A 15592-nucleotide genomic window follows, 5' to 3' on the forward strand; every position below is an offset into this window, starting at 1 on the left:
CGCGATGAGACCGGACGAACAGCACCGGGCCGAACGGCAGCAGGGCGAACGAGGCGTCTCCGACGGCCTGTTGATCGGCCTGATCGCCTTCCTCCTCGGCCTGACGCTGCTGGTCTGGTCGGCAACCGGCCTCGCGGCCCTGCTCTCCCACGGCGCCTGGCCACAAGGGATCACGTTCACCCGCACCCCGGAGGCCCTCCGCCACCTGCTCACCGAACCCCGCGACGTACCGGGCGCCTGGCCGGCGACACCGGCGGGTCAGCTGCCCGGGTGGGGCCTGTTCTGGGGCCTGTTCATCGGCCAACTGATGATCCTGTTCGTCCTGACGATCTTCGTCGTGGGCACACTGGCCCGTTGGAAGGCAGTACGAAGGGCAAGAAAGACCGCTCCTGCTCCTGTTCCTGCTCCTCACGAGGTCCCGGTACAACGCACGGAGCCACCGGTCGGGACGAAGGAACAGCACCACGCACCGGCAGCCCCGGGGACCCCCGCACCGGAACCCCAGGGGATTGCTGCACCGGCAGCCCCGCAGGTACTTACGCCGGAACCCCGGCAGGACCTGGTTCCGCCGACACCCCCGAAGGTGCTTTCGACGGCACCCATGGCAGCGGACGGCGAACGGGCGGGCGGGTGGGAAACAATCTTCTTCGGCACCCCACCCACCCGCACACACCCCGCAACCCAAGCCATCCAGAACGCAGAGGGCCCCGCCCTCATCCTCACCTCCAACCCCACCCTCTGGCAGGAGACAAAGGACGCCCGAGCCAAACTCGGCCCCACTCTCCTCTACGACCCCACCCACCTCTGCGACACCCCGGCCCGCCTCCACTGGCCCCCCACCACCGGCTGCGAGGACAAACCCACCGCGGCCGCAAGAGCAACCGCCCTCCTCGCCCCGGTCCGCCCCACCGCGAAGATCGACCGGACAACGGCAGAAACCGCGGAAACACTCCTCCGCAGCTATCTGCACGCCGCCGCCATAGACACCCGCACGATCCGCCACGTACACCGTTGGGCCCAGGGCACCAACGTCCAGGAAGCCGTACGCATCCTCCGTACCAACCCCAAGGCGGCCCCCGGTGCCGCCGGCGAACTCGAAGCAGCCCTCACCGCGCACCCCGAACGCCGGGACATGGCGCAGGAGTTGACCAGCCGAGCCCTCGCCGCGCTGTCGACGGTGAACATCCGCGAGGCGTGCACGGCGAACCGAAGTGATGCCGTCGTCCTGGATTCCTTCATCGCCGAAGGGGGCACGCTTTATGTGGTCGGTGAACCGATCGAGGACCCCAGGACAAACCCGGGCGCGATGCCCCTCCTGACCGCACTGGCCGCAAGCGTGGTCGAGCGCGGCCGGCGCATGGCCGAACGGTCATCCTCCGGTCGCCTCGACCCACCACTGACCCTCGTCCTGGACGACGTCGCGGCGGTCGCTCCCCTCCCCCAGCTCCCGGACCTGCTCGCCACCGGAGCGGACCGCGGTATGCCCACCCTGGCCCTGCTCCGGTCGAAAGAACAACTCCGAGCAAGATGGCCCGACCACGACCTACGGGTGTAACTCCTCCTACGGGTGCGGCTCCCGCTCCAGCACGAACTCCAGCTCGGAGTCGTCAGCACCCGCGGCCAAGGGCACGGTGACCCCACTGGGTACGAACCCCACGCGCCGATAGAACCGCTGCGCACGCGCGTTGTCCTGATGCACGATCAACCGCATCCGCTCGACGCCCGCACTCTCCCAGGCCCACTCCAGGGCGGCGTCGAAAAGCACATCGGTCAGCCCGCACCCCCGATGCTCGGGCATCATGAACACCCCGACGATATGCCCCTGGCGCCGCTCGACGGCGAACCCGGCCCAATCGGTGGTCCCGGGCTCCTCGACGAGCACCACGAGCCCCCCGACCCACTCACCGTCGGGCCCCTCGGCAATGATCTGCTGAGCGCCGGTCGCCCCCTCGGCGCCACCCTGCACCCGCTCCTGCCAGAAGGAATCAGGCCGGCTCACGGCCTGCTCGTACGTCTCCAGGAAGGCCAGATGCGCGACCGGATCCCGCAAGGCAGCCAGCCGAAGCCCCTTGGCGGCACGCCACTCATCCGCCCGAACGGACCTCACCACAAAGCTACTCATAGGGACTACGGTAATACCCCCCGAAAAACAGAAAACCCCCGCACTCGAAAGTGCGGGGGTTTCGTAATATTTGTTCGGCGGTGTCCTACTCTCCCACAGGGTCCCCCCTGCAGTACCATCGGCGCTGTGAGGCTTAGCTTCCGGGTTCGGAATGTAACCGGGCGTTTCCCTCACGCTATGACCACCGAAACACGGTGAAACACATATCAACCGCACCACCCGTGACCTTGGGCGGGGTTGTTCGTGGTTTCAGAACCAACACAGTGGACGCGAGCAACTGAGGACAAGCCCTCGGCCTATTAGTACCAGTCACCTCCACCCGTTACCGGGCTTCCAGATCTGGCCTATCAACCCAGTCGTCTACTGGGAGCCTTACCCCATCTAGTGGGTGGGAACACTCATCTTGAAGCAGGCTTCCCGCTTAGATGCTTTCAGCGGTTATCCCTCCCGAACGTAGCCAACCAGCCATGCCCTTGGCAGGACAACTGGCACACCAGAGGTTCGTCCGTCCCGGTCCTCTCGTACTAGGGACAGCCCTTCTCAATGTTCCTGCGCGCGCAGCGGATAGGGACCGAACTGTCTCACGACGTTCTAAACCCAGCTCGCGTACCGCTTTAATGGGCGAACAGCCCAACCCTTGGGACCGACTCCAGCCCCAGGATGCGACGAGCCGACATCGAGGTGCCAAACCATCCCGTCGATATGGACTCTTGGGGAAGATCAGCCTGTTATCCCCGGGGTACCTTTTATCCGTTGAGCGACGGCGCTTCCACAAGCCACCGCCGGATCACTAGTCCCGACTTTCGTCCCTGCTCGACCCGTCGGTCTCACAGTCAAGCTCCCTTGTGCACTTACACTCAACACCTGATTGCCAACCAGGCTGAGGGAACCTTTGGGCGCCTCCGTTACTCTTTAGGAGGCAACCGCCCCAGTTAAACTACCCATCAGACACTGTCCCTGATCCGGATCACGGACCCAGGTTAGACATCCAGCACGACCAGACTGGTATTTCAACGACGACTCCACAAACACTGGCGTGCCCGCTTCAAAGTCTCCCAGCTATCCTACACAAGCCGAACCGAACACCAATATCAAACTATAGTAAAGGTCCCGGGGTCTTTCCGTCCTGCTGCGCGAAACGAGCATCTTTACTCGTAGTGCAATTTCACCGGGCCTATGGTTGAGACAGTCGAGAAGTCGTTACGCCATTCGTGCAGGTCGGAACTTACCCGACAAGGAATTTCGCTACCTTAGGATGGTTATAGTTACCACCGCCGTTTACTGGCGCTTAAGTTCTCAGCTTCGCCCAACCGAAGTTGGACTAACCGGTCCCCTTAACGTTCCAGCACCGGGCAGGCGTCAGTCCGTATACATCGCCTTACGGCTTCGCACGGACCTGTGTTTTTAGTAAACAGTCGCTTCTCGCTGGTCTCTGCGGCCACCCCCAGCTCGGAGAGTAAATCTCCTCACCAGTGATGGCCCCCCTTCTCCCGAAGTTACGGGGGCATTTTGCCGAGTTCCTTAACCATAGTTCACCCGAACGCCTCGGTATTCTCTACCTGACCACCTGAGTCGGTTTAGGGTACGGGCCGCCATGAAACTCGCTAGAGGCTTTTCTCGACAGCATAGGATCATCCACTTCACCACAATCGGCTCGGCATCAGGTCTCAGCCTCAATGTGCGACGGATTTGCCTATCGCACGGCCTACACCCTTACCCCGGGACAACCACCGCCCGGGATGGACTACCTTCCTGCGTCACCCCATCACTCACCTACTGCAGGTCTGGTCCGTCGGCTCCACCACTCCCCCTTGCCCGAAGGCTCCGGGGCGGCTTCACGGACTTAGCATCGCCTGGTTCAATGTTTGACGCTTCACAGCGGGTACCGGAATATCAACCGGTTATCCATCGACTACGCCTGTCGGCCTCGCCTTAGGTCCCGACTTACCCTGGGCAGATCAGCTTGACCCAGGAACCCTTAGTCAATCGGCGCACACGTTTCCCACGTGTGTATCGCTACTCATGCCTGCATTCTCACTCGTGAACCGTCCACCACTAGCTTCCGCTGCAGCTTCACCCGGCACACGACGCTCCCCTACCCATCCCAGCCCCCGTTGGGGGTATGTGCTGGAATGACACGACTTCGGCGGTACGCTTGAGCCCCGCTACATTGTCGGCGCGGAATCACTAGACCAGTGAGCTATTACGCACTCTTTCAAGGGTGGCTGCTTCTAAGCCAACCTCCTGGTTGTCTGTGCGACTCCACATCCTTTCCCACTTAGCGTACGCTTAGGGGCCTTAGTCGATGCTCTGGGCTGTTTCCCTCTCGACCATGGAGCTTATCCCCCACAGTCTCACTGCCGTGCTCTCACTTACCGGCATTCGGAGTTTGGCTAAGGTCAGTAACCCGGTAGGGCCCATCGCCTATCCAGTGCTCTACCTCCGGCAAGAAACACACGACGCTGCACCTAAATGCATTTCGGGGAGAACCAGCTATCACGGAGTTTGATTGGCCTTTCACCCCTAACCACAGGTCATCCCCCAGGTTTTCAACCCTGGTGGGTTCGGTCCTCCACGAAGTCTTACCTCCGCTTCAACCTGCCCATGGCTAGATCACTCCGCTTCGGGTCTTGAGCGCGCTACTAAATCGCCCTATTCGGACTCGCTTTCGCTACGGCTTCCCCACACGGGTTAACCTCGCAACACACCGCAAACTCGCAGGCTCATTCTTCAAAAGGCACGCAGTCACGACCCACAGAGTAAACTCTGTGAGCGACGCTCCCACGGCTTGTAGGCACACGGTTTCAGGTACTATTTCACTCCGCTCCCGCGGTACTTTTCACCATTCCCTCACGGTACTATCCGCTATCGGTCACCAGGGAATATTTAGGCTTAACGGGTGGTCCCGCCAGATTCACACGGGATTTCTCGGGCCCCGTGCTACTTGGGTGTCTCTCAAACGAGCCGTTGATGTTTCGACTACGGGGGTCTTACCCTCTACGCCGGACCTTTCGCATGTCCTTCGCCTACATCAACGGTTTCTGACTCGCCTCACAGCCGGCAGACTGTGAAAGAGAGATCCCACAACCCCGCATACGCAACCCCTGCCGGGTCTCACACGTATACGGTTTGGCCTCATCCGGTTTCGCTCGCCACTACTCCCGGAATCACGGTTGTTTTCTCTTCCTGCGGGTACTGAGATGTTTCACTTCCCCGCGTTCCCTCCACACACCCTATGTGTTCAGATGTGGGTGACAGCCCATGACGACTGCCGGGTTTCCCCATTCGGAAACCCCCGGATCAAAGCCTGGTTGACGACTCCCCGGGGACTATCGTGGCCTCCCACGTCCTTCATCGGTTCCTGGTGCCAAGGCATCCACCGTGCGCCCTTAAAAACTTGGCCACAGATGCTCGCGTCCACTGTGCAGTTCTCAAACAACGACCAACCACCCACCACCCCACCCTGACAGGCGAGTTCACTGGGGCCGGCACTGAAGACACAACCTCACGGCCATACCCTCAGACACCCAACAGCGTGCCCGACACCCCTTACCACTCAGATCAGCTTTCCACGCCCCGAAGGACAGTACTCACAGCCCGAGATGACTGAGGTGCCGAATAATCAACGTTCCACCCATGAGCAACCACCGCCGGACGTATGCCGACGTAATGGCCCTGGACCACCAAGCAATGCCTGGCGGCCTAGATGCTCCTTAGAAAGGAGGTGATCCAGCCGCACCTTCCGGTACGGCTACCTTGTTACGACTTCGTCCCAATCGCCAGTCCCACCTTCGACAGCTCCCTCCCCGTAAGGGGTTGGGCCACCGGCTTCGGGTGTTACCGACTTTCGTGACGTGACGGGCGGTGTGTACAAGGCCCGGGAACGTATTCACCGCAGCAATGCTGATCTGCGATTACTAGCAACTCCGACTTCATGGGGTCGAGTTGCAGACCCCAATCCGAACTGAGACCGGCTTTTTGAGATTCGCTCCGCCTCACGGCATCGCAGCTCATTGTACCGGCCATTGTAGCACGTGTGCAGCCCAAGACATAAGGGGCATGATGACTTGACGTCGTCCCCACCTTCCTCCGAGTTGACCCCGGCAGTCTCCTGTGAGTCCCCATCACCCCGAAGGGCATGCTGGCAACACAGAACAAGGGTTGCGCTCGTTGCGGGACTTAACCCAACATCTCACGACACGAGCTGACGACAGCCATGCACCACCTGTACACCGACCACAAGGGGGCACCCATCTCTGGATGTTTCCGGTGTATGTCAAGCCTTGGTAAGGTTCTTCGCGTTGCGTCGAATTAAGCCACATGCTCCGCTGCTTGTGCGGGCCCCCGTCAATTCCTTTGAGTTTTAGCCTTGCGGCCGTACTCCCCAGGCGGGGAACTTAATGCGTTAGCTGCGGCACCGACGACGTGGAATGTCGCCAACACCTAGTTCCCACCGTTTACGGCGTGGACTACCAGGGTATCTAATCCTGTTCGCTCCCCACGCTTTCGCTCCTCAGCGTCAGTAATGGCCCAGAGATCCGCCTTCGCCACCGGTGTTCCTCCTGATATCTGCGCATTTCACCGCTACACCAGGAATTCCGATCTCCCCTACCACACTCTAGTCTGCCCGTATCGAATGCAGACCCGGGGTTAAGCCCCGGGCTTTCACATCCGACGCGACAGACCGCCTACGAGCTCTTTACGCCCAATAATTCCGGACAACGCTTGCGCCCTACGTATTACCGCGGCTGCTGGCACGTAGTTAGCCGGCGCTTCTTCTGCAGGTACCGTCACTTTCGCTTCTTCCCTGCTGAAAGAGGTTTACAACCCGAAGGCCGTCATCCCTCACGCGGCGTCGCTGCATCAGGCTTTCGCCCATTGTGCAATATTCCCCACTGCTGCCTCCCGTAGGAGTCTGGGCCGTGTCTCAGTCCCAGTGTGGCCGGTCGCCCTCTCAGGCCGGCTACCCGTCGTCGCCTTGGTGAGCCACTACCTCACCAACAAGCTGATAGGCCGCGGGCTCATCCTGCACCGCCGGAGCTTTTAACCCACCCCCATGCGAGGAAAGGTATTATCCGGTATTAGACCCCGTTTCCAGGGCTTGTCCCAGAGTGCAGGGCAGATTGCCCACGTGTTACTCACCCGTTCGCCACTAATCCACCCCGAAAGGCTTCATCGTTCGACTTGCATGTGTTAAGCACGCCGCCAGCGTTCGTCCTGAGCCAGGATCAAACTCTCCGTGAATGTTTACTCGGCCAGTAAATTAATACAGCCGGCGCACACACACGAGAGCGGAACAGTCAAGCGGAATAAGCCCGACCGTTCACAGCGTCCTCGCTGTGTTTGTGTTACTTCAAAGGAACCTCAACCCACAGATAACTCTGTGAGCCGGGGTATCAACAAATCTGGCGTTGATTTTTGGCACGCTGTTGAGTTCTCAAGGAACGGACGCTTCCTTCGTACTCACCCAAGAGACTCTCTCAGGCTTTCCTCCGGGCAGTTTCCCTTCGGTACTACTGTTTTACTGTCTAGCTTGTCTTGCTGTCCTGCGTTTCCGACTCTATCAGACCGTTTCCGTATCCGATTTCCTCGGTGCTTTCCAGGTTTCCGCTTTCGCGTTTCCCTTTCCGGCGAGTCCGACTCTATCAGATCCTTTCGGTCCTGATTCCCAGTCAGGGGGCTTGTCCTCCCGGCTGTTGGGCCGTTCCGACGTCTCAAACCCTAGCGGATCCTCTCAGCGATTCCCAATCGGGCCGCTGAGCTCCATCGAGTTCCATTCGAATTGAATTCGGGCACACCGAAATCAACCCGGCTGGGAGATCCTGCTGATGGTTTGGTTTGCCGCTGCTGCGGCGGAGGTGCTGCCGCAGAACCGTTACGGCCCCGTGGCAACCCGGAGAACTTTACGGATCGGGTTGGGGGCTGTCAAGCACCGCCTCCCGCCGCTGTCAAGATCTTTAGTCGAGGTCGCTGAGTCGCCCGCCGGCGTCCGGCTGGGCGTGCTCCACGCGGCGCAGGAGACGGGTGAGGACGTCGCCGAGCCTGCCACGTTCGTCCTGGGAGAGGTCCTGGAGGAGGTCCTCCTCGAAGACCGTCGCCAGGCGCATCGCCTCCAGCCACTTCTCGCGGCCCTCGTCCGTCAGCTCCACGATCACGCGAACCCGGTTGGACTCGTCGCGCTCCCTGGTGACCAGCCCCTCGGTCACCATCCGGTCGATCCGGTGGGTCATCGCGGCCGGCGTCAGGCCCAGCCGCTTCGCCAGGTCGCTCGGGCCCATGCGGTACGGGGCGCCGGACAGCACCAGCGCCTTGAGGACCTCCCACTCGGCGTTGCTGATGCCGAGCGTCGCGGTCTGGCGGCCGTACGCCACGTTCATACGACGGTTCAGCCGGCCCAGAGCGGTGACGATCTTCTCGACCTGGGGGTCCAGATCTCTGAACTCGCGCTGGTAGGCGGCGATCTGTTCATCGAGCGTCGGCTCGCCGACGGCGGGGGTGTCACCCATGGACGCAGTATCCCATGCGAGCGCTTGGCGTCGAAGTCCTTCGAGGTGTACTGTTCAACTCTTAACTTTAGCTTCGAAGTCTTCACACCTAACCCTTTCGGTAGGCGTACGACTTCACGATCAAGGCAGGTGAAAGTGACCAGGGCGATGGGCGCGGAGATGCGCCGGATCCATGTGGGCAACGCACTCAGCGCGTTCGGGCTCGGCTTCACGGTCCCGTATCTGTACGTCTATGTGGCGCAGGTGCGGGGACTGGGAGCCATGACGGCGGGTCTCGTACTCGCCGTCTTCGCTGTGGCGGCGCTGGTCGTGCTTCCGTTCGCCGGGCGGGCCATCGTCCGGCGCGGCCCGCTGCCGGTGCTGCTCGTCGCCCTGGTCACCGCCGCTGTCGGCGCGATGGGCCTCGGGCTCGCCGCCAACGCCACCGCCGTACTCCTGGCCGCTGTCGCGCTGGGGGCCGGGCAGGCCGTGATGCAGCCGGCGCTCGCGACGATGATCGTCGACTTCTCGTCGGCGGAGACGCGGTCGCGGGCCTTCGCCACCCAGTTCTTTCTGCAGAACCTCGGGCTGGGCGTCGGCGGGCTCATCGGCGGGCATCTCGTGGACACGACCCGGGTCGGCTCGTTCACCCTGTTGTTCGGCATCGAGGCGGCGATGTTCCTGCTGCTCGCCGTGATCATGGCGACCGTACGGATGCCTCGTTCGCCGAGGATCGACGGTGCGCCCGCTCAGGCCAAGGGCAGCTGGAAGCAGTTGCTGGAGAACCGGGCGATGGTGCAGCTGTGTGTGCTGGGCTTCGTCCTGTTCTTCGCCTGTTACGGGCAGTTCGAGTCTGGGCTGGCCGCGTACGGGGTCGAGGCGGCCGGGATCTCGACGTCCGCGCTCGGTTCGGCGCTGGCGGCGAACACCGCGGTGATCGTGGTGGCGCAGTTCGCGGTGCTCAGGTTCGTCGAGCGGCAGAAGCGGTCGCGGGTGATCGCGGCCGTGGGGATCCTGTGGGCCGTCGCGTGGGGCGTGGCCGGGTATGCGGGGCTCGGGCACGGCAGCCAGGCCATGGCGACCGCCGCGTTCGTGTCGACGTACGCGCTGTTCGGGCTGGGAGAGGCGATGCTGTCGCCGACCGTCGCGCCGCTGGTGGCCGATCTGGCGCCGGCCGGGCTCGCGGGGCAGTACAACTCGGCGTTCGCCCTGGTGAAGCAGCTCGCGCTGGCCGTCGGTCCGGCGGTGGGCGGGCCGCTCGGGGCCTCGCTGCACGCGCCGTACATCGTGATGTTCCTGCTGTTCTCGCTGGGGATCAGCGTCCTCGCCGTACGGCTGGGACGGCAGCTGACCCCCGTACAGAATCAGCCGTCTCTGGCGCGGCGCAGTCGGGTGGTCGCGCAGGGCGGGGCTCCGGTGGAGTCCGTGGTGCCTACTACGTAGTAGTAGGCACGGGTCGGGGCTTCCGGGTTCCTCCTGTCAGCGGGTTGCTGTGGCCAGGGTGGTGGTGAAGGGGAGGGTTGCCGAGCCGTCGGGGGACGTGTGGGGGGCTAGGGCCTCGCGGGTCGTTTCCGCCGCCTCGGTGAAGCGGGCCGGGCCGCCCGCCTCCTCGATCGACCGGCCCCAGGGGTCGGCCGCGAGGTGGCCGGAGGCGAAGTCCGCGAGGTCGGGGAAGGCGATGGCGAAGGTGACCTCGCGGGTCGTGATGTCGTGGAAGCCGGCGGTGGTCAGGGCGTCGGTGAGGCGGTCGGCGGTGCAGGAGAGGGAAGCGGCGAAACGTGCCTCCGCCTCCGGGGTGCCGTGGTCGGTGACCGCCTTCAGCTGGGCGGCGAAGTACGGGGAGCGGTCCGCGGGCGGGGTCCAGGCCGTGGCCGTGAAGCGACCGCCCGGGCGGGTGACGCGGGCCGCTTCGGTGAGTGCGGCTGCCAGGTCGGGGAAGTACTGGACGCCCTGCTGGCAGACGATCGCGTCGAACGAGTCGTCAGGGTAGGGGAGCTTGTCCGCCGAGGCCTGGGTGAACTCGATGTCCGGGTACATCCGGGGGGCGTTGCGGGCGGCGATCCTGAGCATGCCCTCCAGGAGGTCGACGGCGACTACGTGGCCCGTGGGGCCGACCTGGGCGGCGGCCGCGCGGGCGACGAAGCCGGTGCCGCAGGCCAGGTCGAGGACGTGGGCGCCCGGGAAGAGGTCGGCGGCGTCCAGGGCCGCGGTGACGAAGGGCGCCATCAGGAGGGCGCTGTAGCGCTCGTAGTGTTCCGCGGCGGTGTGAGTGGCGTTGTCTTTGAGGGGGAAACCTTTGGGATCTGCCATGGAGGAGCTACTAGCAGGCGCCGGCGGGTTCGCCTAGGGGACGCGCGCGACCCCTGACCGGCGGACGGTCCAAATCACTTGCACCCCGGCAGCACGAACTCGCACCACACCGCCTTCCCGCCCCCGGGTGTCCGGCGTGAACCCCAGCTCGTGGCGACCGTGGCGATGATGGCGATGCCGCGGCCCGATTCGTCGCCGGGTTCCGCGGTGCGGCGCAGGGGGAGGTGGTCGTCGCCGTCCGTCACCTCGACGATGAGGCGGCGGTCGGTGCGGCGCAGGCGCAGGCGCATCGGGGGTGTGCCGTGCTGGAGGGAGTTCGCGACCAGTTCGCTGGCCGCCAGGACGCCCACGTCGTGCAGTTCGGTGGGGAAGCGCCAGCTCGTCAGGACGCCGGAGGCGAACGCACGCGCGCGTGGGGCCGCTTCGATGCCGCCGAGGAGTTCCAGGGCCGCGTTGCGGAACAGGTCGCTGTCGGGGCCGGTACGGGCGGGGTGCTGGAGGACCAGGACCGCCACGTCGTCGTCGTGGTCCGCCGTGACGCCCGCCGAGCGGACCAGGCGGTCGCAGACGACCTGGGGGCTGCCCGTGGCGCCGGCGAGGGCGCGCTCCAGGGCGGCGATGCCCTCGTCGAGGTCCTCGTTACGGCGTTCCACCAGTCCGTCGGTGTAGAGGACCGCCGTGGAGCCCGGGGTGAGCGGGATCGAGCCCGAGGCGTGCATCCAGCCGCCGGTGCCGAGGGGCGGGCCCGTGGGTTCGTCGGCGCGCTGGACGACCCCGCTCTCGTCGCGGACGAGGATGGGCAGGTGGCCCGCGGAGGCGTACACGAGCTTGCCCTCGTTGGGGTCGTGGACGGCGTACACGCAGGTGGCGATCTGGTTGGCGTCGATCTCCATGGCGAGGCCGTCGAGGAGCTGGAGGACCTCGTGCGGGGGGAGGTCCAGGCGGGCGTACGCGCGGACCGCCGTACGGAGCTGGCCCATGATCGCTGCCGCGCGCACTCCTCGGCCCATGACGTCGCCGATGACGAGGGCTGTGCGGCCGCCGCCCAGGGTGATGACGTCGTACCAGTCGCCGCCCACCGCCGCTTCCGTGCCGCCGGGATGGTAGGTGGCAGCCACGCGGAGGTCGTCCGGTTCCTCCAGTTCCTGGGGGAGGAGGGAGCGCTGGAGGGTCACCGCGGTCTCGCGCTGGCTGCGTTCGCTGGCGCGCAGGCGTTCGGCGGCCTCGGCGTGGTCGGTGACGTCGGCGGCGAAGATGAGGACGCCGCCACTCCCTTCGGGAGTGGCCGTCGCCTCGACCGGGGTGCACGTGATCGTGTAGGAGCGTCCGCTGTGCGCCTTGCGGGACTTGAGCGTACGGGGCTTGGCGCTGCGCAGGACCTGGTCCAGGAGGGGCAGCAGGCCCAGTTCGTCCAGCTCGGGGGCCGCTTCGCGGGCGGGGGCGCCCTCCGCGCGTACGCCGAAGGCCACCGTGTAGGCGTCGTTGGTGTACGCGATGCGGTGGTCGGGGCCGTGGACGATGGCGACCAGGGCCGGGATGCGGTCGAGGACCTCGCGGGTGGGCAGGTCGTCGACCGCGGGCAGGCAGGGGGCATCATCGTCGGTGAGCCGCTCGGCGCGGGCGGCGGGTACGGAGCCGGGGCCCGAGCCGGAGCTCTCGCCACGTCGGTCGGGCAGCCGGTCCGGGCTGATCGTGTGATCGGTCCGCGCTGCGGCGCGGCGCTGCGTTCCGGGAAGTCGGGCGCTCCAGCGCGTGAAGTTCACGAATCCTTGCCTCGTGTTCGTCGGCACAGGCCGGCAGCGGGTCGGCCGGAGGTACGGGGGACGTCCCCCTGGAGATACAGCACTTACGGAAAGCCTCGTGGGTAGAGAAGGGCATGCGGCAAGGGGACGTGGAGCCAGTCTGGCAGGGTGGCCGACCGGGCCGACATCCTTCAGACGTCGGCCGCGTCGGTGGAGTTCCTGGATCGGGTCAGGACGACCCCTTCGGGTCCTGGTGAGGCTTCTGAGAAGGCTTTCCACCGGCCGCGAGTTCGAACTCCGCGCGGGGATGTTCGAGCGAACCGAGGGAGACGATCTCCCGCTTGAAGAGCCCCGACAGGGTCCACTCGGCGAGCACCCGGGCCTTGCGGTTGAAGGTGGGCACCCGGCTCAGGTGGTAGACGCGGTGCATGAACCAGGCGGGGTAGCCCTTCAGCTTGCGCCCGTAGACGTGTGCGACACCCTTGTGGAGTCCCAGGGAGGCTACTGAACCGACGTACCTGTGGGAGTACGTTTCGAGCGGTTCGCCCCGCAGGGAGCGGGCGATGTTGTCGCCGAGGACCTTGGCCTGGCGTACCGCGTGCTGGGCGTTGGGGGCCGTCTCCTTGCCGGGTTCCGCGGCCGTGACGTCGGGGACGGCGGCGGCGTCTCCCGCCGCCCACGCGTGCGTGGTGCCCTCGATCCGCAGCTCTGCGGTGCACTTCAGGCGCCCGCGCTCGTTCAGCGGGAGGTCGGTGGCGGCGAGCAGGGGGTGGGGTTTGACGCCGGCGGTCCACACGACCGTACGGGTGGGGAAGCGGGCGCCGTCGCTGAGGACGGCGATCCGGTCCGCGCAGGAGTCGAGGCGGGTCTCCAGGCGTACGTCGATGTTGCGGCGGCGCAGCTGGGTGACCGTGTACTTGCCCATCTCCTCGCCGACCTCGGGCAGGATGCGGCCCGATGCCTCGACGAGGATCCACTTCATGTCCTCGGCCTTGACGTTGTGGTAGTACCGCGCGGCGTAGCGGGCCATGTCCTCCAGCTCGCCGAGCGCCTCCACGCCGGCGTAGCCGCCGCCCACGAAGACGAAGGTCAGGGCCGCGTCGCGGATCGCGGGGTCACGGGTGGAGGAGGCGATGTCCATCTGTTCGATGACGTGGTTGCGCAGGCCGATGGCTTCCTCGACCGTCTTGAAGCCGATCGCGTGTTCGGCGAGGCCGGGGATCGGGAGGGTGCGCGAGACCGAGCCGGGGGCGAGGACGAGTTCGTCGTACGTCAGTTGCTGGGCGCCCGTTCCCTCTTCCGTGGTGGCGAGGGTGACGACGGTCGCGGTGCGCTTGGCGTGGTCGATCGCGCTGACCTCGCCGACGACGATCCGGCACTGGTCGAGGACCCGGCGCAGCGGTACGACCACGTGGCGGGGCGAGATGTTGCCCGCTGCCGCCTCGGGGAGGAACGGTTGATAGGTCATGTACGGGTTCGGAGTGACGACGGTGATGTCGACCTGGCCCCGTTTCAGCTCCTGCTGGAGCTTCCGCTGGAGGCGCAGGGCCGTGTACATCCCGACGTAGCCGCCGCCGACAACGAGAATTCGCGCACGTTCCTTCACCATCCCATGACGCACCCAGCGCTCGCGTTTGTCCACAGGCCCGGCAATTTGTGTGACCTTCGGGCAGTGGGCCGAAACGTTGCCCGAAACGCTGACATGCGGGGCATAGTCGCAGCTCAGCGGGGGTGAGCCGGGTGGCAGGAGGGGGCGTAACCGGGACGTAAGCGACGCGTACTCCGATCGGGCGGCACCCTGTGCGGAACGTGCCCCTTCTGAATTGACCCTCGCTCAACTATGTTCGTAGGTCGACGGGGTGTAGGGGGATGCGCTCTTTCGGGTCCGCTCCACGGCGGGTGGGCCCGTTGTTCAGTGCTGTTCCGTGCGCTCCGGCTGCCAATGGCGGGGAGTCTCCGGGGGGAGACGTCATTACCGGGGGAACATTATGCACATTCAGGATTCTCGTTGGTCATCCGCGTCCGCCATCGCACCAGGCGGACCGGTCAGCGCGGCGGCGGGCAACGGACGCGGTGACACATCGCGTACGGCGCCACTGCGTGTGGACGCACAGCGCAATCTGGAGCACGTACTTCGCGCGGCACGTGAGGTCTTCGGCGAGCTGGGATACGGCGCGCCGATGGAGGACGTGGCGCGGCGCGCTCGGGTGGGTGTCGGCACGGTGTACCGGCGCTTCCCGAGCAAGGACGTACTGGTCCGGCGGATAGCCGAGGAGGAGACCTCCCGGCTGACCGACCAGGCTCGTGCGGCGCTCGGGCAGGAGGACGAGCCGTGGTCGGCGCTGTCGCGCTTCCTGCGGACGTCGGTGGCCTCGGGCGCCGGGCGGCTGCTGCCGCCGCAGATACTGCGCGTCGGCGTCGCCGAAGACGACGGTTCCGCCGGTTCCGGTGGTTCCGGTGCTTCCGGTGGTCTCGGCCTCGATGAGGCGCGGGTGCCGCAGCAGCGGACCCAGGCGACGGGTGGCGGTTTCGGCGCCGGGGAACTGCGGCTGGTGTCCGACGACGCCGCGGCGGCCGCCCTGGCGGACGACCCGGGCGCGGCGGCGCTGCTGGAAGTCGTGGGCCGGCTCGTGGAGCGGGCGCGTGAGGCGGGCGTACTGCGGCCGGACGTGTCGGTGTCGGACGTACTGCTGGTGATCGCGACGGCGGCGCCCTCGCTGCCGGACCCGGCGCAGCAGGCGGCGGCCTCGTCACGGCTGTTGGACATCCTGTTGGAGGGGTTGCGGTCGCGGCCTCTGTGATGAACAAACCAGGATGATCAGGGCGGGGCGGACAACTCCCCTCCAGGGAGCGCCGGTTGCATTCCCCGTTCGGGTGAACGCTAGTACCTCGGTGCGGGAAGTCCCCACGGACGAGTGGTTGGTCCGTTCCAG

8 protein-coding genes and 3 rRNA genes are annotated in these 15592 nt (G+C 65.4%); 3 read left to right on the plus strand and 8 right to left on the minus strand.

The window, feature by feature from the left end; genetic code table 11:
• Window positions 1–4 precede the first annotated feature (4 nt).
• Window positions 5–1555: a TraM recognition domain-containing protein gene (locus QA861_RS20755; protein ID WP_334589826.1), complete on the plus strand. Its 1551-nt coding sequence runs from the start codon at window positions 5–7 to the stop codon at window positions 1553–1555.
• 6 nt (window positions 1556–1561) lie between these two features.
• Here the strand turns inward: QA861_RS20755 and QA861_RS20760 are convergent, their stop codons facing one another.
• The 5 genes from QA861_RS20760 to QA861_RS20780 form a co-directional block, all read right to left on the minus strand.
• The gene (locus QA861_RS20760) at window positions 1562–2122 is read right to left on the minus strand and encodes a GNAT family N-acetyltransferase (protein WP_334589827.1); all 561 of its coding nucleotides are present in this window, start codon (window positions 2120–2122) and stop codon (window positions 1562–1564) included.
• Between the two features lie 72 nt (window positions 2123–2194).
• Window positions 2195–2311 (minus strand): 5S ribosomal RNA (rrf, locus tag QA861_RS20765).
• A gap of 90 nt (window positions 2312–2401) precedes the next feature.
• Window positions 2402–5525, minus strand: a 23S ribosomal RNA gene (locus QA861_RS20770).
• A 314-nt stretch (window positions 5526–5839) separates the two neighbouring features.
• A 16S ribosomal RNA gene (locus tag QA861_RS20775) occupies window positions 5840–7366 on the minus strand.
• Together the 16S, 23S and 5S rRNA genes form the textbook arrangement of a ribosomal RNA operon.
• Window positions 7367–8079: 713 nt before the next feature.
• Window positions 8080–8628, minus strand: a complete 549-nt coding sequence (locus QA861_RS20780) for a MarR family winged helix-turn-helix transcriptional regulator (protein WP_327696457.1) — start codon at window positions 8626–8628, stop codon at window positions 8080–8082.
• 147 nt (window positions 8629–8775) lie between these two features.
• On the opposite strand from QA861_RS20780, the gene QA861_RS20785 reads away from it, so the two are divergent.
• The gene (locus QA861_RS20785) at window positions 8776–10050 is read left to right on the plus strand and encodes an MFS transporter (protein WP_334590636.1); all 1275 of its coding nucleotides are present in this window, start codon (window positions 8776–8778) and stop codon (window positions 10048–10050) included.
• A 36-nt stretch (window positions 10051–10086) separates the two neighbouring features.
• On the opposite strand, the gene QA861_RS20790 is transcribed toward QA861_RS20785, so the two are convergent.
• The 3 genes from QA861_RS20790 to QA861_RS20800 all read right to left on the minus strand — a co-directional run bounded on the left by QA861_RS20790 (window position 10087) and on the right by QA861_RS20800 (window position 14268).
• Window positions 10087–10917 (minus strand): class I SAM-dependent methyltransferase, encoded by an 831-nt coding sequence (locus tag QA861_RS20790; protein ID WP_334589828.1) that lies wholly within the window; start codon window positions 10915–10917, stop codon window positions 10087–10089.
• Window positions 10918–10991: 74 nt separating this feature from the next.
• Window positions 10992–12680 carry a SpoIIE family protein phosphatase gene (locus QA861_RS20795; RefSeq protein ID WP_334589829.1) on the minus strand — a complete coding sequence of 563 codons (1689 nt, stop codon included), beginning with the start codon at window positions 12678–12680 and terminating at the stop codon, window positions 10992–10994.
• Window positions 12681–12888: 208 nt separating this feature from the next.
• Complete coding sequence (locus QA861_RS20800) at window positions 12889–14268, minus strand: NAD(P)/FAD-dependent oxidoreductase (protein ID WP_334589830.1); 1380 nt, start codon at window positions 14266–14268, stop codon at window positions 12889–12891.
• Window positions 14269–14647: 379 nt separating this feature from the next.
• Between QA861_RS20800 and QA861_RS20805 the strand changes: the two genes are divergently transcribed.
• Window positions 14648–15460: a TetR/AcrR family transcriptional regulator gene (locus QA861_RS20805; RefSeq protein ID WP_334589831.1), complete on the plus strand. Its 813-nt coding sequence runs from the start codon at window positions 14648–14650 to the stop codon at window positions 15458–15460.
• The last annotated feature ends 132 nt before the right edge of the window (window positions 15461–15592 follow it).

This window comes from Streptomyces sp. B21-083 (assembly GCF_036898825.1).
GTDB lineage: Bacteria > Actinomycetota > Actinomycetes > Streptomycetales > Streptomycetaceae > Streptomyces.

Excerpts from the sequence above, each read along its gene's own strand:
- QA861_RS20755 (WP_334589826.1), top strand. The coding sequence starts at position 5 with ATGAGACCGGACGAACAGCACCGGGCCGAACGGCAGCAGGGCGAACGA.
- QA861_RS20790 (WP_334589828.1), bottom strand. The coding sequence starts at position 10,917 with ATGGCAGATCCCAAAGGTTTCCCCCTCAAAGACAACGCCACTCACACC.
- QA861_RS20800 (WP_334589830.1), bottom strand. The coding sequence starts at position 14,268 with ATGGTGAAGGAACGTGCGCGAATTCTCGTTGTCGGCGGCGGCTACGTC.
- QA861_RS20780 (WP_327696457.1), bottom strand. The coding sequence starts at position 8,628 with ATGGGTGACACCCCCGCCGTCGGCGAGCCGACGCTCGATGAACAGATC.
- QA861_RS20785 (WP_334590636.1), top strand. The coding sequence starts at position 8,776 with ATGGGCGCGGAGATGCGCCGGATCCATGTGGGCAACGCACTCAGCGCG.
- QA861_RS20760 (WP_334589827.1), bottom strand. The coding sequence starts at position 2,122 with ATGAGTAGCTTTGTGGTGAGGTCCGTTCGGGCGGATGAGTGGCGTGCC.
- QA861_RS20805 (WP_334589831.1), top strand. The coding sequence starts at position 14,648 with ATGCACATTCAGGATTCTCGTTGGTCATCCGCGTCCGCCATCGCACCA.